Below are 17,885 nucleotides of genomic sequence, written 5' to 3'. Positions count from 1 at the left end.
ACCGCCGGCGGCACCGCCGACCTCACCGGTGCCGGGGGCGGCCGGGGCGGCGTCATCACCGGGTGCGGCCGGCGGAGGCGGCGCGGCGAAGTCGATCGGCGGGACCGTGTCGACCGTCGCCGAGGCGACGCCGAGAGTGACCACGATCCTGGGTGCCAGGGTGGAGAGTCCGGCCACGAGACCCTTCATGGGTCCGGCGTCCGGCGAGACCAGCGCCGCGAGCTGGGCGGCTGGGATCGCCGAGAGCGCAGGCGCCAGGACCTTGGTGTCGATGGTGATCCGCAGGCCCTCGTAGAGGCTGGTGGCCTGGTCGCCCTCGACCTTGCGGGTGGGCTTGGGGATCTCGATCTTGATGCCGAGCTGCTCGAATGCCTTGGCCGGGTCGTCGCTCAGGCCCGGGATGGGCGTGGCCTTGCCGGCCGACGTGATGCCGCCGGGGCCGATCTCGAACTGCTGGTCGGCCAGCATCATCTTGCCCCAGGCGGCCTTGCCGGTGGCGACGCCCTTGGCACCGTCGGTGCTCGCGCGGGCGACGGTCTCCAGGCCGCCCATCGTGATCATCCCACCCAGCAGCCGGACCTCGCCGAGCTCGGAGCGGGCCGAGCCGCGGACCGGGCTCTTCTCGGCGCTCATGCGACTGACCGAGACGTAGCCGTCCATGTCGACCAGTGCCGCCAACGGCGCCGGCAGGCCGGGCGCCGAGGGGGTGGCCGACGCCCGCGACGGGGCACTCGGGAGTGCACCCTCCAGCACACCCTGGACGCCGCCCAGCGGGTCGGGGGCGCCACCGCCGCCGTCCTTCTTGGGTGCCTCGTCGGCGTCAGGGCCCTGCACGCTTCCGTCGGGTGAGAACCCGACCTCCGCCAGCGCGGTCTTGTCACCGGAGGTGGTGCGCATGACCATGCCGGGCGCGGGCTCGTCCTTCTGCGCCGCCGGGTCACCGGGATACTGCGAGTTGACCTGGGCCGGGTAGCCCTTGCCAGTCAGCGGGTTGTCCGCCGGCAGTCCCAGTGCCTCCCCGAAGGTCCGCAGCCCCTCACCGACCGGGTCGCCGGGCCAGAACCAGGAGCCCCGACCGCTCGAGGAGCCGGAGTCCGCCTCGACCTTGCTGTAGGCCATCTCGAACTCCAGCTGCGGCGTCGTCGGGATGGGAATGCTGGGCTCGTACACCTCGATCCGCAACGGCGCCGCCCAGGCGGAGGCGGCGAACCCGCCGTACTCCGCGGCACGCCGCGGCGCTGCCTCGGCGGACCCGCCGGCGACCGGCACCATCGTGGCCACGACGCCAGCTGCCACCAGCACCTTGGTGCGGTACGCGAGCCGGATCGAGGACGCTCGCTGGAAGGGACCTGCCGTGCTGACTCGGATGTTCATGCGGCTCCTCCAAGGATGACGTCGGCCATGGTGTCGAGGATCTCTCCCGGTTCACCGGATGCCACGATGCGACCGCCGCTCATCACCGCGGCGTAGTCGGAGACCCGCAGCGCGGTGCGGGCGAACTGCTCGATGCAGAGGATGGAGACCCCTGACTGCGCGATCCGGGCGACGGTGTCGTAGAGCTCGTCCACGATGAGCGGCGCCAGCCCCATCGACAGCTCGTCGAGGAGCAGCAGCGCCGGGTCGGACGCCAGGGCCCGGGACATCGCGAGCATCTGCTGCTCGCCGCCGGACAGAGTGCCGGCCAGCTGGTGGCGCCGCTCGTGCAGCCGCGGGAAGTAGCCGAAGGCCGTGTCCAGGATCGCCGGGGTCGGCACCCCGGCGTACGACATCAGCGTGAGGTTCTCCTGCACCGTCAGGTTCGGGAACACCGAGCGACCCTCCGGGATCGTGCACAGTCCGACCCGCGCGAGCTCGTCGGAGCGCCGGTGTCTGACGTTCACCCCGGCGAGGTGGATGTCACCGGACGTCTGCTCCTTCTGGCCGCTGATCACCTTCACCAGCGTCGACTTGCCGGCACCGTTGGGTCCGAGCAGCGCCATCACCGCACCCTTCGGGACGGCTAGGTCGACTCCGCGCAGCACCTCGATCCGTCCGTAGGCGGCGTGCAGGTCGACGACCTCGAGGATCGGGACGCTCATGAGGGCACCTCCGCCCTGTGCTGACCTCCGGTGGCGGCCACCTGACCGGTCACCGGCTCGATGACGGCCGTGTCGCCGTCGGTCTCGGAGTAGCCCAGGTAGGCGCGCTGCACCCGGGGGTCGGCGCGGACCCCGGCCGGCTGGCCCGAGGCGATGATTTGGCCGAAGTCGAGGACGTGGATCTCGTCGCACACGCTCATCACGAGGTCCATGTCGTGCTCGACCATCAGGACCGCGCAGCCCTCGCCGGCCAGGTCCTTGAGCAGTTCGCCGAACGCGTCGGTCTCCGCCTCGTCCAGCCCCGAGGACGGCTCGTCCAGGAGCAGCAGCTTCGGGTCGCTGGCCAGGCAGCGTGCGAGCTCCAGCAGCCGGGCCGTGCCGGTGGGGATCGAGTCGGCGCGCTCGCCTGCGTACTCCGCGATCCCGACCCGGTCCAGCAGGGCATCGACGTTCGCGGCTGATGGGCGCAACCAGGACAGCACCCCGCCGTGGATGTCATGAGCGACCCGGACGTTGTCACGCACGGTGAGCGACCCGAACGCCTCGAGCCGCTGGAAGGTGCGACCGATGCCGTGGCCGGCCCGTTTGTGGACGGGCCAGTGGTTGATGTTCCGGCCGCGGTAGGTGACCTTCCCGCGGGTCGGCTTCTGCAGCCCCGTGATCACGTTGAAGCAGGTCGTCTTGCCCGCACCGTTGGGGCCGATGAGGCCCGTGATCAGGCCCGAGTCCGCGGTGAAGGACGCCTCGTTGACCGCCGTGACGCCGCCGAACCTCACCACCACGTCGTCCACGTCGAGCAGCGCCATGATCACCGCACCCCCTTGATCACCATCGTGGTCTCCACATCGGCCGGATCGGCGATCGGCACCAGCTTGTCCTCGTCGTACCGGTCGTTCTCGTCCAGACCGGCCCGGGGCCGCCTGATGCCGCGCGGGAGCAGCGCTCCGAGCTTCTCGTCGAAGCTCGGTGCAAGACGTGCCCATCCCCACCGACTGCCCTTGAACATGTGGTTGGCCAGGCCGTTGGGGTCCCGACCCAGCAGGACCGCTCCGAACCCGAGGATCGCGAACAGCAGGCCCGCCAGCTCCGGAGCCGAGGCCTGCCACTCCGGCAGCAGCATCAGCGCGGTTCCGCCGAGCAGCGCGCCGGTCACCGAGGTGACACCGAAGACCACCGCCAGCAGCAGCACCAGCAACGACTGGAAGTAGAGGAAGTCCGCAGCGCCGACGCTGCCGCGCAGCCCGGCGAAGAGGCCACCGGCCAGCCCGGCGATACCGGCCGAGAGCGCGAACAGCCCCACCCGGAACCAGCGCATGTCGAGCCCGAGGGTGCCGCAGGCGGAGGGACTGTCGCGCATTGCGATCAGAAGCCGACCGAGCGCGCCCCGGCGCAGCACCAGGACCAGCAGCGCCAGCAGCACGAACGCCAGCACCATGAACCAGACGTAGGAGGTGTCCTCGGCGATCTGGAACCCCAGGACGGACAGTCGCTCGGTCTGCAGGGTGCCGTTGAACTTGAAGGCGAACTCTGCCTGGAAGATCATCTTGTCCATCAGCACGGCGAACGCCATCGTCGACAGCGCCAGGTAGAGGCCGGTCAGGCGCAGCACCGGCAACGCCACCAGCGCGCCCACCCCGGCTGCGATCAGTGCGGACAGGGCCAGCCCGAGCAGATTGGGCTCGTCCAGCTTGGCGTAGGCCAGCGCGCCCACCCCGGCGAAGGTGAACTGCGCCAGCGAGACGTGGCCGCCGTACCCGGTCAGCAGCACCAGCGACAGCATCACCATCGCGTACGTCGCCGCGGTGCCGATCAGGAGCACCTGGTTCGGCGCCGCGACGTTGATGACCAGCAGTGCGAAGAGGAGCAACGCCGCGCCCCAGCCGACCGACTTGCCCAGGCCTGGCACCGGAGCGGCGACGATGCCCTTGACCTGGCCGATCCGCAGCTGCGCCTGCGGCATGGCGACCACGATCGCGAACAGGAACAGCGCCGGGATCACCGGCCGGACCGTCGACCAGAACCCGTCCGTCGGGAGGTACGCGACCGCCCAGGACTCCAGGATGCCCAGCGTCATCGCGCCTGCGAACGTCAGCGGCAGGCTCTTCAGCCGGCCCAGCATCGCCGCGGCGTAGGCGTTGATGACCAGCAGGGTCAGCGCGTAGTAGTCGAGGTTGACCACAGGGGTCAGGAGGATGCCACCGAGCGCGGCGAGCGACATGCCGACCGCCCACGACAATGCCGCCACGGTGTCGGGTTTGCCGCCGAACAGCTTCAGCAGCTCGGGGTTGTCCACCGAGGCCCTCATCGCCGTCCCGATCCGGGTCCGGTTCAGCAGCACGTAGAGTCCGCCGGCGACCACGATCGAGCAGAGGATCGTGATCAGATGGTGTGCGGTGATGTACGTGTCACCCATCTGCCAGCCCGTCTCCGGGTAGAACGGCAGCAGCACCCGCGGCTCCGGTGGCCAGATCTGCTGCGCCAGCCCGATCAGACCCACCAGCAGCCCGACCGTCACCACCAGTGCGACCGAGACCGGGCCCTCACCCAGGCCGCGGGTCACGAACCGCTGGACGAACCAGCCGATGGCCGGCGCCACCACGCCCAGCACGAGAAGGAGCGACAGCAGTGTCGGCAGCCCCTGCCGCTGAGTGAAGTCCCAGAAGGTGTACGCCAGCACCATCCCGAAGGCGCCGTGCGCGATGTTGAACACCCGCGTGGTGGTGTATGTCAGCACCAGGCCACTCGCCATGATGGCGTACGCCGCACCCGTGAACAGGCCCAGCAGCGTGAACGCGAACAAGGAGCCCACGGGTCAGCCTCCGATTCCTGTGTTGACGACCCGGCCGCACATGTAGTTGCCCGGCGACACCTGCGACCACGACCCACTCCTGAACTGGATGACCTTCAGGCAGGGCGGGGTGTTGCTGGTGGCGATGTTCATCGCAGTGTGGACGCCGTTGCCGGTCCAGCTCGTGGTCCTCTTGAGGGCCGCGACCAACGCCGACCGGGTGAGCCGGCCACCGAGAGCGATCGCCTTCTCGACGAAGAGCCGGGCGGCCGACCAGGCGAACAGCCCGAAGTAGTTCGGGACGGCGCCGGGTTTCACCTGCTGGAGCCACGAGAGGTAGAGCTGGACCTCCGCGTTGGCCTTGTTCTCGAACAGGTCGTTGGGAGAGAAGACGTAGCTGCTTTCGGCGACGGAGCCGGCCTGCTCGACGTAGCGCCGGTCGTAGATGGTGGGGTCCTGGAGATAGAAGTCAGGTTTGAAGCCCTGCTGCTGCATGGCCTGCTGCAGCTTCACCGTGTTCTGGTACGGCCCGTAGTAGACGACCGACCGGACGCCCTTCTCCTTCATCTGCTGGACGTACGGGGCGAAGTTGAACTCGGCGACGTCGATGCCCTGGAGATACTTCACGTTCCACCCGGCGCTCTTCTCGTAGCCCGCGGCCAGGCTCTTCGCGTTCACCGGGGCCGCGCCGGCGTTGACGTAGAGGACCGCCGCGTTCTTGGCGCCGGCGGGGTGCTTCTGCATGAACCACTTGGCGGCCGGGTCCGGGATCAGGTTGGTGCGAATGGCGTACGCCGCCACACACGACCGGCAGGCCTGCCGCTCCGGGCTCACGATGACCGACCGGATGTCCGGGATCCCACACGTGTCGGCCGTGCCGGCACCGCCCGAGTCGAAGGCGGACATCGATCCGACCGCGGCGAAAGCGGTGTCGCAGGCCTTCACGTAGGCCTGCTGATCGGCACCGGCGTCGGCCCGGCTGTCGAGGTTGGAGACCTCCAGCTTGCGACCACAGACGGTGCCCTGCGAGTTGAAGTACTCCACGTAGGCCCTGGTGGCCTGCTGAGCGGATTCGAAGATACCGGGAACAGGTCCGGAGATGTCCGCGACGTTCGCGAGCGTGATGGTTTTGTCGGTGATCCCCTTCTGGTTCGTGAAGCCTGCGCATGAACCAGCCTTCACGCCCCCCGTCGCGGAACCCTCGCCGGTCGATCCGCCGGCGCTGCCTCCCGGGCCGCCACCGGTGGACCCGGGTGTGGCACCTCCGGGCTCCGCGCCTCCGGCCACACCCGGAGCGCCGCCTCCGGAGGATCCGGGGTCGACCGCGCCGGGGTCGCTCACGGGAGCGCCGGGCGCCCCGGCCTGATCGTCGGGCCCGACCGTGCCGTTGATCCGCGCAACCTCCGAGGGATCGAGCTGCGAGCCGCACGCGGTGAGAGCCATCACCATCAGCGCCGCACCCAGAAACCGTCGGGAACGAACCACGGACATGTCACCTCTCCGGTGGAGCAGAGGAGGTCGAAACTCGACGAGACCTCTATCAGAGTGAACGACGGTCTGTGACCGGGGTCACGGCGCACGCGGATCAGCCTCCGACACCCGAGTTGACGATCCCGCCGCACAGCCAGGCGCCGGGCGAAGCCTTCTGCCACCTGCCGCCCTTGTACTGGATGATCATCTGGCACGGCGGCGTCTCGGCCGTGCCCACGCGCATCGCAGTGTGGATGCCGTTGCCCGTCCAGTTGTTGACCTTCCGCAGCTCAGCGACCATCGTCCTGCGACTGAGCTTCCCGCCCAGGGCGACGGCCTTCTCCACGAACAGGCGAGCCGCGGACCAGGCGAACAGCCCGTAGAAGTTCGGGATCGCCCCCGGCTTCACCTGCTGCAGCCACGACAGGTAGAGCTGCATCTCCTGGTTCGCCTTGTTCTCGAAGAGATCGGTCGTCGAGTACACGTAGACGCCCTCGGCCAGGCTCCCGGCCTGCTGGACATAGCGCTGGTCGTAGATCGTCGGGTCCTGCATGAACACGTCGGGCTTGTATCCCTGCTGCTGCATGGCCTGCTGCAGCTTCACGGTGTTCTGGTAGGGCCCGAGGTAGACGACCATCTTGATGCCCTTGTCCTTGAGCTGCTGGACGTAGGGAGCGAAGTTGAACTCGGCGACGTCGATGCCCTGGACGTACTTCATGCCCCAGCCCATCTTCGCCCAGGCGGCCGACTGGCTCTTCGCGTTGATCGTGGCGGCACCGCCGTTGATGTAGAGCATGGCGACGCTCTTGGTGGCGTCGGGGAACCTCGACTTCAGCCACTTGGGCCCGGAGTCCGCGACCAGGTTGGTCCGCACCGAGTACACGCCGAAGCAGGTCGCGCAGTCGGCCCGCTCCGGCGTCGTCATCGCGGCCCGGATGTCCGGGAGGCCGCAGGACTCCGCAGGACCGGCGCCGCCGGAGTCGAACGCACCCATCGAGCCCACGCCCGCGAACGCCTGGTCGCACGCCTTCACCGTCGCCGACTGGTCCGCGCCGGCGTCTGCGCGGCTGTCCAGGTTGACCAGCGAGAGCTTGCGCCCGCAGATGGTCCCCTGGGAGTTGAAGTACTCGACGTACGCACGAGCGGCCTGTTGCGACGCTTCGAAGATGCCGGGCACCGGACCGGAGATGTCGGCGATGTTGGCGATGGTGATCGTCTTGTCGGTGATGCCGGTCTGGTTCTTGAAGCCGGCGCAGGAGCCGGCCTTGACGCCCCCCGTTGCCGAGCCCCCACCGGTCGACCCGCCATTGCCGGTGGCCCCGCCGGTGCTACCGCCCGTGCTGCCACCGGTGCCGCCTCCCGCGGACCGGGGGTCGGCACCGCCGGCGGCTCCCGGCACCTCCCCGCCGACGGCTCCGGGCTCGCCGGCAGCGCCTCCGCTCGCAAGGGGATCCCCGGGGGCGCCTGCCTGCCCGCCGGCGAGTCCGCCATTCGCCTCGGCGACCGTTTCGGGCTCGAGCCGGGACCCGCAGGCGGTGAGGGCGAGGATCACCGCCACGGCGCCGATCGTCCGGCGTGCACGCTTCACGTTCATCGGGCCTCTCCATGGGGGACACACGAGGAAGTGGGTCCCGCTGGGGGAACCCCTGAACCTCAAACGACACCCTGTGATGCAGGTCACGGCAAGAATGGAACATGTTCCAGTTTTCTTCAAGCTCGGTCCACCGGCACGGCACGAGAAGGAACCGCAGCGCGGGCTGTCCCGTCACAGGCATCATGAGTCCCATGCGCACCCGCCCCACAGGTCGTGCCCGTCTCCAGGGCACCGCCCTCGCACCCCTGGCCGCCGGCCTGTTGCTGGCGCTGACCGGCTGCGGGGGCGACGGCGGAGGACGCGCAGAGGACCAGTCGACGAGCAGCTCCACGGCCAGTGCCGCCCCGACCCCGGGCACGACGAGCAGCACCGCGGCCGACGACGGCCGCTACCCGGAGTTCGGGCCGGAGGACTACGTGTACCGACTCGAAGTGCTCTGCTTCTGCCCGCAGGTCGGTGCGGTGCGGATCGAGGTGGAGGACGGGGAGGTCACCGCCGCCACGAGTGCCGGCGGTCCCGGCGTGAAGAAGGGCACCCCGGCGCCCGACTTCGCCCGGCTCACCATCAACGACATCATCGCGGTCGCCAACGACCCGGCAGTCGACGAGGTCGAGGTCACCTGGCCCGACGGGCAGGCCCATCCCTCGGTGGTCGAGGTCGACCGACTGGCGAACGCCGTCGACGACGAGGTGACCTACACGATCAAGGCCGTGCGGGTGCGCTGAGCGGGCCCGCCGCTCAGCGGGGGACGAACGCCCAGAGATCCAGGTCGAGCAGCACGCCGCCGGCGTACTTGCCGTCTTCGCCCTTGAGAGTCATCGACTCGTCCCGTCCCTTGGTGGCAACCAGCCGGAGCCGCAGCGCACCGACGCTGGGGACCGGGGTCTCCGCCTTGTCCAGCACCTCGGACCACGCATAGATCGTGTCCCCGGCGAAGGCGGGCGCGGTGTGAGCGCCGGCGTTGATCGCCGCGATCAGCTGCGCGTTCGCCAGCCCGTTGAACGACAGCGCCCGGGCCATGGAGATGACATGGCCGCCGTAGACGAGACGGTTGCCGTCGGGGCGGGACTCGATGTTGAAGTGCACCTTCGCGGTGTTCTGCCATAGACGGGTGGCCTGCTGGTGCTCGGCGTCGGTGAGCGTGACCCCGTCGACATGGTCGATCTTCTCACCGATCTCGTAGTCGTCGAACCGGTGCGGCTCGCCGGCGGCGCCGTACTGGTAACGCGTGAAGTCGAGGCCGGGCGGCACAACGAGGTCGCCGGGAGCGACGAACGCCGCGAGCTTCGGCACGACCGTCTCCGGGGCGGGAGCGTCGGGGTCCCGCTTGTGCACCATCACCCAGCGGGCCCAGTCGATCGTGGTCTCGCCACGCTGGTTGGTCGCAGTCGAGCGCACGTAGACCACGCCGCTCTTGCCGTTGGAGTTCTGCTTGAGCCCGATCACCTCCGACCTGGTGGTGAGCGTGTCGCCGGGCGTCACCGGATGGTGGAAGCGGCACTCGGCGTAACCGAGATTGGCGACCGCGTTCAACGAGATGTCCGGGACGGTCTTTCCGAACGCGATGTGGAAGGCCACGAGCTCCTCCACCGGGTGGGGGGACAATCCGACCGACCCCGCGAACTGGGCCGACGACGGGATCGCGAACCGCGTCGGGTACAGCGAGCCGTAGACGGCTCGATCACCCTCGGTGACCGTGCGCGGCGTCGCGTGCTCGATCAGCTGGCCGACCTTGAAGTCCTCGAAGAAGTTGCCCGGATTGGTCTTGCTCATGGGCGGTCATTCTGCTGCACTGCCCTGCGCCGCCCGCGCACGACCCCGCGCGTGCCTCGCCGCGACGGTCGCCGCGACCCGTTCGGGGTTCCCGGCCAGGTCGTCTGCGAGCGCGGCCCACCGTGCGGCAACCTGGTCGATGGCGTACTTCCGGGAGTCCTTCAACGCTTGGACACCGAGCCGGGTTCGCAGCTCCCTGTCCGCCATCAGCTCGGCCAGCGCCGCCGCCAGTGCCGGGACGTCCCCGTCGGGCACCAGCCTGCCGTTGCCCTCGTCGACGATCTCTCCCGGACCACGAGGACAGTCGAAGCTCACCACGGGGGTGCCCTGGGTCAGCGCCTCGATCAGGGTCATGGGGAGGCCCTCGAAGCGCGAGGACATCACGAACAGCTCCGCGCGCCCCAGATCCGCCATCATGTCGCTGGAGTACCCGGCGAGCTCGAGCGTCGTGGACTTGCTCCGGACCTGCTCCTCCAGCCCGGCGCGGAGCGGCCCGGTTCCGTAGATCCGGCACCGCCAGTCCGGGAAGTCGGCCTCGACCATCGACCAGGCGTCGACCAGGCGGTCGAACCCCTTGACCGGCGCGAGCCGGCCGGCTGCGACGACGGTGCGGCTGTCGCGCTCGGGTCGCTCGGTCCGGATCGGCCAGAGCACGGCGTTGCGGATCACCTCGATGCGGGCATCGGGATGGTCCATGCGGTAGTCGTGCCGGTCGGCCTCGGTGAGCACGATGAATGCGTCGAGGCCGGGCATCGCGCGTCGGATACCGGTCCCCCCGCCCCGGGGACGCTGGCGACCGGGGTAGTTGAAGTGGTCCCAGCCGACCCGGACCACCTGCTCGGGCGCGATCCGCGCCGTGACCTGGTGGAGCGCGGGCCGGGTGGAGACGACCACGTCGCCGCTTCCGAGGCGGCCGAGCTCGCGGCTCAACGCCTCGTCGGTGAGGGCCGAGTAGAGGCGGTCCCCGAGCAGCCTGCTGGGCTGGGCGGCCTTCCTCGCCAGTGCGGGGCTGAGCGTCGACAGTCGGCGGAAGGGGACCGGGACCAGGTAGCGGACGGCGATGCGGGGATCCACCTCGAACGGGCGAGCCCGACCCGAGTACACGCTGATGATCTCGACGTCGTGCGTCTCGGCGAGCGCGCTCGCGACGTTGAGCGTCGCCCGGGCCACACCGCTGCGACCGTGGACGGCGAGGATGAGGAAGACCATCCGCGGCCGCGCCGGGAAGCGGCGCTCAGGACCCTGTCCCCCACCGACGCGACGTGCCAACCGGCCGGCCGCGGCACGCACACGGATAAGCATCGCGCCCCCAGTCACGGCGTGACTCTATGCCGGTAGTGTGCAGGCCGTGGCGGACACGAGGAAACCGATGCTGTCGATCGTCGTTCCGTGCTTCAACGAGGAGACGGTCATCGGATCGCTCGTCGCCCGCCTCCAGGAGCTCCTGCCCGGCATGGTCGAGGAGTTCGAGGTGCTGCTCGTCGATGACGGCAGCAGCGACCGCACGCTCGAGGTCCTGCGCGAGATCCACGCCGACGACGCCCGTTTCCGCTATCTCGCCCTGAGCCGGAACTTCGGCAAAGAGTCGGCGATGCTCGCCGGCCTGAGCCAGGCGCGCGGCGACGCGATCGCGATCATGGACGCCGACCTGCAGCACCCCCCGGAACTGCTGGCCGAGATGCTGCCGCTGCTGGACGAGGGCAAGGACCAGGTCGTCGCGCGTCGTACCCGGACCGGCGACGCGCCGTTTCGGACCTTCGTCTCGCGCCTCTACTACAAGCTCTTCAACCGCCTGGTCGAGGTGCGGCTCGAGGACGGCGAGGGCGACTTCCGCGTGCTCAGCCGCAAGGCGGTACGAGCGCTGCTGGCTGTGGGCGAGTACAACCGCTTCTCCAAGGGACTGTTCTCCTGGATCGGCTTCGACACCGCCGTGGTCGCCTACGAGAACGTGGCCCGCGCGGGCGGCGAGACCAAGTGGAGCATGCGGAGCCTGGTGAACTACGGCATCGACGGGGTGCTCTCGTTCAACAGCCGCCCGTTGCGGCTGGCGATCTACTTCGGCGCCTTCATCTCACTCGTGGCGTTCCTCTATGCGCTGTGGGTTCTCACGGACGCGATCGTCAACGGCAACGAGGCGGCCGGTTACGTCACCACGATCTGCACCGTCGTGGGAATCGGCGGGGTGCAGATGATCCTGCTCGGAGTGATCGGCGAGTACCTCGGCCGGATCTACCTCGAGACGAAGAAGCGGCCGCACTTCCTGCTCAAGGAGAGCAGCGAAGGTCCGCTCGTCACACCGGTCACCGTGCTGCTAGGCCCCGAGCACGAGCAGTTCCTCACCGTCGGCCCCACGGAGGACCGGGCGTGAGGCGCCTGCTCTGGCCGGTCGGCGTGCTCGTCGTGACCGGCCTCTACGGCTGCCTGCCGTTGCTGGGAAGCCGCGAGGTCTACATGCGGGGCGACTCAGCTGCACAGTTCGCCCCGACCTGGTGGCAGCTGGGGCGGACGCTTCGCGAGAGCGGCTGGCCGATCGTCCTCGACCCCGACTCGTTCACCGGTGGCAACTACGCGGCCGAGGCGCTCTTCGGCATCTGGAACCCGCTCAACCCGCTGATCTGGCTGATCACGTCTGGGGCCTCCGACCTGCTGGTCGCGGTAACCGCGATCAAGATCGGGATCATGATGGCCCTGGCCCTGGGCACCTACCTCCTCGCGAGGGAGTACGACGCGCCGCCGTGGTCGGCCGCGGTCGTCGCCACGTCCCTCCCCTTCGCCGGCTTCACGCTCTGGTGGGACGCCGGCTCGTGGCCGGCCGGCTTGATCGCCTTCGCCTACACGCCATGGGTGTGGTGGGCCTTCCGGCGCACTCTCCGCGGCACCATGAACCCGTTCCTCGGGTTCGTGGTCGGCGTCCTCGGCGTCACGCAGGGCAACCCCTACGGCACGCTCGCCGTCGCAGTCGTGGGCGCCGCCCTCGTCCTGGAGGGCCTCCTCACCCGCAACCGGGCCGGCGCCGGCCGCCTGCTCCTCACCGGCGGCTGGGTCGCCTGCTTCCTGCCGCTCGTCTACCTCCCGCTGGTCCGGGTCTCCGAGCTCGCCGCAAGGTCCAGCGGCCCGCTGTTCGGCAACAACGGCAAGATGCGCCCCGAGATCGGCGACCTCCTCGGGCTCAGCAGCCCGACCTTCGTGCCCGACATCCAGGCGATCACAGGCGTCACCCAGGTGCCGGTGACCTACTTCTGCTGGTTCCTCCTGCCGCTGCTGCCCTGGCTGAAGTACGGCGTTCTGCGCGAGCGGCTCCGGGAGCTCACCGGCCTCGCCACGATCACGCTGCTCTACCTGCTGATGACGCTCGGTCCGTCGAACCTCTGGCTCTTCCGCTGGCCCCTGCGGCTGATCGAGTACTTCTACCTCGCCCTCGGCATCGGGCTGGCGATCGTGCTCGGCCAGGGTCTGCAGCGCGACCGGTGGCGCGCCCGGCTGGCCGGCACGGCAGCGCTGGTCGGAGCGGTGTCCTTCCAGGCCTGGGCCCAGCACCCGACCTGGGTCGCGTCGACGCTCGGCGGCTGCGCCGTGCTGGTCGCCCTCACGACTCTGCTCCTGCTCTGTCACCGGTTCGTGAGCGCGACGCCCGTCCTCCTGGCCGCGGTCCTCATCGCGGGCACGGGGGTCGTGCTGCTCGGCCAGGCCCGGATCTACCAGGAGAACGAGGGCGCGCGGGTCTACCACGTCCCGACCGACGTGGCAGCCCTCCAAGAGCGCTTCGGGGACCTCGACGGACGCGTCATGCAGTTCGCCGACCTGCGCCCGGTGCAGAAGAACGGCCCCGACGAGAAGCTCCGCTCCGCCTGGGACAGCTTCCTCCCCGGAAGCATGTACGACGTCGCCGGGGTCGATGCCGTCAACAGCTACACCGGCATGGGCTTCCGCCGCTTCGAGCGCACGCTCTGCCTCCACTACGAGGGTTTCACCCGACCCTGCGGATACCGCCGGGTGTGGCGTCCCCTCGAGAAGGGGCAGCCGCCCCTGGCCGATCTGCTCAAGCTGGAGACAGTCGTGGCGGGGCCGCAGCAGATCGTGGGCGTCACCCCGCCGGCCAACTGGCGCAACGTCGAGCACGGCGAACGCACGGTGCTGGTCCGCACCGACCAACTGCCGTGGCCGAACAGCAGGCTGAGCTGGGCCGAGGAGGGCGTCACCGTCCACAGCGCCCGCAGCGCCGGGGTCGGCGAGGAGCTCACCGTCGAGGCCCCCCAGGGCGGCCGGGTCACCTTCGCGATGCTTGCCTGGCCCGGATACTCCGCGACCCTCGACGGCGAGCCGATCGACGTGGAGCACAACGAGGCGGGCCTGCTGACCGTCGACCTCCCCCGGGGGGCAGATGGCGACCTGGTGGTGGAGTACGACCGCCCAGGCGCCGCGCTCGCAAGCGGAGCAGCGGCCCTGGGCGGCATCGGCGCCCTCCTGCTGGGCGGGCTCCACGCCGTCGTACGACGTCGTCGGCGCGAGCCTGCCGCCGAGGTCGGATCGGCCGAGGAGCCGACGGCCGAGGACTGGCCGGCTGAGGACCGGCCGGCCGTGGATCAGCGCAGCTTGTAGTCCTTCAGCAGGGCCTTGCCGATGATCATCTTCTGGATGTCCGAGGTGCCCTCGCCGATCAGCATGAACGCCGCCTCTCGGTAGAGGCGCTCGATCTCGTACTCCTTGGAGTAGCCGTAGCCGCCGTGGATCCGGAAGGAGTCCTCGACGACCTCGTTGCAGTACTCCGAGGCCAGCATCTTGGCCATGCCGGCCTCGACGTCCATCCGCTGACCGGTGTCCTTGAGGCGGGCGGCGCGCACCATCATGTTGTGGGAGATCTCGACCTTCGTCGCCATCTCGGCGAGCCGGAACAGGATCGCCTGGTGCTCTGCGATCGGCTTGCCGAACGTCTGCCGCTGCTGGGCGTAGGCGACGCCGAGCTCGAACGCGCGCAGCGCGATGCCGCAGGCGCGGGCGGCGACGTTGACCCGACCCACCTCGACACCGTCCATCATCTGGAAGAAGCCCTTGCCGGGCTCACCACCGAGGACCTGCTCGGCCCCGATCTGGTGACCCTCCAGGACCATCTCGGTGGTGTCGACGCCCTTGTAGCCCATCTTCGCGATCTTGCCCGGGATGGTGACGCCCTGGGCGGTCTCGCCGAAGCCCGGCTCCTTCTCGACCAGGAACGTCGTCATGTTCCGGTACACGGAGTCGTCGCCCTCGTCGGTCTTGCACAGCACCGCGACCAGGTTGGCCGAGCCACCGTTGGTGAGCCACATCTTCTGTCCGGTGATGGAGTAGGACCCGTCGTCCTGCTTCACGGCCTTGGTCGACACCGCGGAGACGTCCGAGCCGAGACCCGGCTCGGACATCGAGAACGCGCCGCGGACGTCGCCGGTCGCCATCCTCGGCAGGTATTTCTGCTTCTGCTCGTCGGTGCCGTGCTTCATCAGCATGTAGGCCACGATGAAGTGGGTGTTGATCACACCGGAGACGCTCATCCAGCCCCGGGCGATCTCCTCCACGCACAGCGCATAGGTCAGCAGGGACTCCCCGAGCCCGCCGTACTCCTCGGGGATCATCAGGCCGAAGACACCGAGCTCCTTGAGCCCCTCGACGATGTCGGTCGGGTACTCGTCGGCGTGCTCGAGCTCCTGGGCGACCGGGATGATCTGCTCGTCCACGAAGGTCCGGACGGCCTTGAGGATCTCGGTCTGGTCCTCGGTGAGTCCGTCGGTCTGGCAAAGGCGCGACATCGGTTCCCTTTCGCTGGTCCGTAACCGAGGGAACTCTACCCGTGAGTAGCACCGGTGGCCGCCCTCGAACGCCAGCACGAGACGGGCGTGAGGGAGGTCACGGCGAGGCGATCAGAGCTTCCGACCGGCTGCCCTGAAGAAGCGGACGAACATCAGGTCGTACGACGTCCGGTCGGTGGTCGTCCGCGCGCGGGTCAGGACCCGGTGCGACTCGGGGATGAGCGCGCGGGTCGCGTCGATCCGAAGCGCCCGAGTGCCGCCGCTGGCGCTGGCCAGGACGCTGGCCGCGGGGAGGCGATGGGCCGTCCATCGGGGCTGGTGACGGATCCAGGACCTCTTGTACACGTTGGTGCCGAGCATGCGGGCCAACCGCCGCTCGATCCAGGTGGGCCGACGGCTCGCGGTCAGGATCTGGACGTGGACGCCTCGGCTCTTGGCCCGGAAGATCGCGCGCTGGATGTTGCCGCCGCGCAGCTGACGCGTCATCAGGTGCACCGCTGCCCCCTTGGGCGCCTTGTTCAGGGCCGCGATGAACAGGTTGGTGACGGCACCGGGTCGCGTCGCCGGGTCATTGGTCTTCGTGCCCGGCACGAACGCCGACGCACTGCCGCCGACGAGGGCCACGTCCGCGGTCAGCAGCCGGTGGTCGGAGTTCACCGTGGTGACGAACTGTCGCTGCAGCGTGAAGGAGGTGACCGGTGCCATGAAGACGTAGTCGATGGTCGCGTTGCGGTACATGCCGGTCGGCAGGGCCTGTCCGGCGACGTCGTAGGTCGGGGTGAGGCCCACGCTGGCCACCGTGTTCCGCGGATAGTCCGCGGCGTTCTTGTAGTTGGTGTTCATGTCACCGCCGACAACCACGGGCCCGCGGGCCCGCAGCTCCTGGACCAGCACGCCGAGCCGGCGGAACGACGGAGCCGTGATGCCCTCGGTGTAGCCGTACTCAGGCGCGAAGTGCGTGGAGATCACCGACATCGTCTGACCGGTCGTGCTCTGGACGGTGACCCAGTTCGCGTAGCGCAGCCCGAGCTCGAACCTCTTCTTGCTGCCCGCCGGACGCATCCGGTTGCTGATCAGGAACGTGCCCTGGTCGACCATGTTCCACCGCGCGGTGTTCCACACCACCGGGGTCTCCCCGGTGTAGGGGCCGGCCGTGCGGTGCATGGCATAGCCGGGTGGCACCAGCCAGCTGTCGGGCCGATAGGTCATCTCGTTGTAGGTCACGAAGTCCGGCTTCTGGCGGAAGACGGCGCGGATGTCGGCCTTCGTCTTCGCCTCTCCCATACCCGACTTGATGTTCGCCTGGACGATCCGGATGGTGGGCGTGGCCGCTGTCGACTCGTCGGTCGCCGCAGCCAGCCGGACCCCCGTGTCGGCGGGGGCCAGGGTGCCGAACAGCACGCCCGCGAGGAGGACGACGAGGGCAGCCGTTGCGGGCCGGCGGCGGCGTCGCTCGGGAGCGCGCGGGGAGGCGGTCATCAGAAAACTCCAGGTCGGCTTGATCACAGTGGGCACACGGATCACAGCAGTCACATCGGCGCGAGGGCAAGACCATCGAAGGAACTACAAATCTGTAATTCACGCGCACCGCTCTGACCAGCGGAACCACATCGGTGTAGTTCAACGCCGCCGGTGCCGGAACGGGGCGGGTCAGCCCTTGCCAGTGTCGGAGTCGCGACGGGACCGCTCGAGGAGCGGCACGATCGCCTGCTCCATATCGTCGATGACCGCTTCGAGGTCCCGTGCCAACAGCGCGTTCTCACGGACCGCTGTCTCGAGCTGGTCGATCCAAGACCGTTGACGACGCACCCGGGAGATCTCGGTCAGCTCCGCACCCCTCGACACCTTCGCGCGAAGGTCACCCAGCCTCACAGCGAGTTCCTGCGGTACGCGCGGAGGGCGGCCTCCGTGACCCCCTCGTCCCGGATGTCCGCTGGGAGCAGCAGCTCGGTCACCGCGTCGTGGAGCACCGCGACGCGCTGGTGCAGCACTCGGTCGGCGGCGACCTGTGCCTCCAGCGCGGCGATCCGCTGTCGGAGGCTGTCGTCGGTCCGGCGGACGTACGGCGCGGTCGCGCGCCGGGCAAGCCTGCGCACCCGGGAGGTGCTGCCCGGCTCGTCCTCGTCGGAGGTCGCTGCGCGCTCCCGCATCAGGATCAGCAGGTCCACGATGGTCTGGAGCGCTGCCTCGAGCACCTCGGCGTCGGTCACGTCTCCCGGGAACCTGCCCTCGGGACGGGTCGCCCGCAGGTCCTCGAGGTCGCCGTGGACGGGGTGACCGGCCGCGGCGAGCGTGGCGATGGAGCGCTCGGCGCGCGCCGCCGCCTCGTCGTACTGCGCGTCGGTGATCGCGAGCGGGACGTCGGTGCGCTTGGCGACCACGCCGTGCGCGAGGGTGTCACG

The 17,885-nt window shown here is 69.5% G+C and carries 15 protein-coding genes; 3 read left to right on the top strand and 12 right to left on the bottom strand.

Features of this window, described 5'->3' with window-relative positions:
* From E7Z54_RS20895 to E7Z54_RS20870, 6 genes are all read right to left on the bottom strand, one after another.
* Positions 1-1,374, bottom strand: a 1,374-nt coding sequence (locus tag E7Z54_RS20895) for a hypothetical protein (RefSeq protein ID WP_136436667.1), incomplete at its 3' end; no start/stop codon positions are given.
* Positions 1,371-2,078, bottom strand: a complete 708-nt coding sequence (locus tag E7Z54_RS20890) for an ABC transporter ATP-binding protein (protein ID WP_136436666.1) — start codon at positions 2,076-2,078, stop codon at positions 1,371-1,373. The genes E7Z54_RS20895 and E7Z54_RS20890, both read right to left, overlap by 4 nt.
* Positions 2,075-2,884, bottom strand: a complete 810-nt coding sequence (locus E7Z54_RS20885; protein ID WP_136436665.1) for an ABC transporter ATP-binding protein — start codon at positions 2,882-2,884, stop codon at positions 2,075-2,077. The genes E7Z54_RS20890 and E7Z54_RS20885 overlap by 4 nt, the downstream gene beginning before the upstream one ends.
* Before the next feature lie 2 nt (positions 2,885-2,886).
* On the bottom strand, positions 2,887-4,887 hold the full coding sequence (locus tag E7Z54_RS20880) for an ABC transporter permease (protein WP_240769818.1): 2,001 nt from the start codon (positions 4,885-4,887) through the stop codon (positions 2,887-2,889).
* Between the two features lie 3 nt (positions 4,888-4,890).
* Positions 4,891-6,357: an ABC transporter substrate-binding protein gene (locus E7Z54_RS20875; RefSeq protein WP_168798443.1), complete on the bottom strand. Its 1,467-nt coding sequence runs from the start codon at positions 6,355-6,357 to the stop codon at positions 4,891-4,893.
* 94 nt (positions 6,358-6,451) lie between these two features.
* Positions 6,452-7,930, bottom strand: coding sequence for an ABC transporter substrate-binding protein (locus E7Z54_RS20870; protein WP_136436663.1), 1,479 nt, complete (start codon positions 7,928-7,930; stop codon positions 6,452-6,454).
* Positions 7,931-8,121: 191 nt separating this feature from the next.
* Between E7Z54_RS20870 and E7Z54_RS20865 the strand changes: the two genes are divergently transcribed.
* Positions 8,122-8,655: a DUF6174 domain-containing protein gene (locus E7Z54_RS20865; RefSeq protein ID WP_136436662.1), complete on the top strand. Its 534-nt coding sequence runs from the start codon at positions 8,122-8,124 to the stop codon at positions 8,653-8,655.
* A 13-nt stretch (positions 8,656-8,668) separates the two neighbouring features.
* On the opposite strand, the gene E7Z54_RS20860 is transcribed toward E7Z54_RS20865, so the two are convergent.
* Together E7Z54_RS20860 and E7Z54_RS20855 are read right to left on the bottom strand one after the other, a co-directional pair.
* On the bottom strand, positions 8,669-9,703 hold the full coding sequence (locus tag E7Z54_RS20860) for a MaoC family dehydratase (RefSeq protein ID WP_136436661.1): 1,035 nt from the start codon (positions 9,701-9,703) through the stop codon (positions 8,669-8,671).
* Between the two features lie 6 nt (positions 9,704-9,709).
* Positions 9,710-11,020 carry a glycosyltransferase gene (locus E7Z54_RS20855; protein ID WP_136436660.1) on the bottom strand — a complete coding sequence of 437 codons (1,311 nt, stop codon included), beginning with the start codon at positions 11,018-11,020 and terminating at the stop codon, positions 9,710-9,712.
* Positions 11,021-11,072: 52 nt separating this feature from the next.
* Here E7Z54_RS20855 and E7Z54_RS20850 point away from each other — a divergent pair, with 52 nt between their 5' ends.
* Both E7Z54_RS20850 and E7Z54_RS20845 read left to right on the top strand, forming a co-directional pair.
* Positions 11,073-12,071 (top strand): glycosyltransferase family 2 protein, encoded by a 999-nt coding sequence (locus E7Z54_RS20850; protein WP_136436659.1) that lies wholly within the window; start codon positions 11,073-11,075, stop codon positions 12,069-12,071.
* On the top strand, positions 12,068-14,302 hold the full coding sequence (locus tag E7Z54_RS20845; protein ID WP_136436658.1) for a hypothetical protein: 2,235 nt from the start codon (positions 12,068-12,070) through the stop codon (positions 14,300-14,302). Before E7Z54_RS20850 ends, E7Z54_RS20845 begins: the two co-directional genes overlap by 4 nt.
* Here the strand turns inward: E7Z54_RS20845 and E7Z54_RS20840 are convergent.
* The 4 genes from E7Z54_RS20840 to E7Z54_RS23580 form a co-directional block, all read right to left on the bottom strand.
* Positions 14,287-15,483 carry an acyl-CoA dehydrogenase family protein gene (locus E7Z54_RS20840; protein ID WP_136436657.1) on the bottom strand — a complete coding sequence of 399 codons (1,197 nt, stop codon included), beginning with the start codon at positions 15,481-15,483 and terminating at the stop codon, positions 14,287-14,289. The genes E7Z54_RS20845 and E7Z54_RS20840 overlap by 16 nt on opposite strands.
* 111 nt (positions 15,484-15,594) lie before the next feature.
* Positions 15,595-16,962, bottom strand: a complete 1,368-nt coding sequence (locus E7Z54_RS20835; protein WP_136436656.1) for a hypothetical protein — start codon at positions 16,960-16,962, stop codon at positions 15,595-15,597.
* Positions 16,963-17,133: 171 nt separating this feature from the next.
* On the bottom strand, positions 17,134-17,355 hold the full coding sequence (locus E7Z54_RS20830; RefSeq protein WP_136436655.1) for a hypothetical protein: 222 nt from the start codon (positions 17,353-17,355) through the stop codon (positions 17,134-17,136).
* Positions 17,352-17,885 (bottom strand): DUF6752 domain-containing protein (locus E7Z54_RS23580; protein WP_206056439.1); only part of this gene is annotated, 534 nt, incomplete at its 5' end. The genes E7Z54_RS23580 and E7Z54_RS20830, both read right to left, overlap by 4 nt.

The sequence above is a fragment of the Nocardioides sp. genome (assembly GCF_004803405.1).
Lineage (GTDB): Bacteria > Actinomycetota > Actinomycetes > Propionibacteriales > Nocardioidaceae > Nocardioides > Nocardioides vastitatis.
Note: the sequence above shows the minus strand (reverse complement) of the source record. Positions and strands in the feature narration are given on the sequence as shown.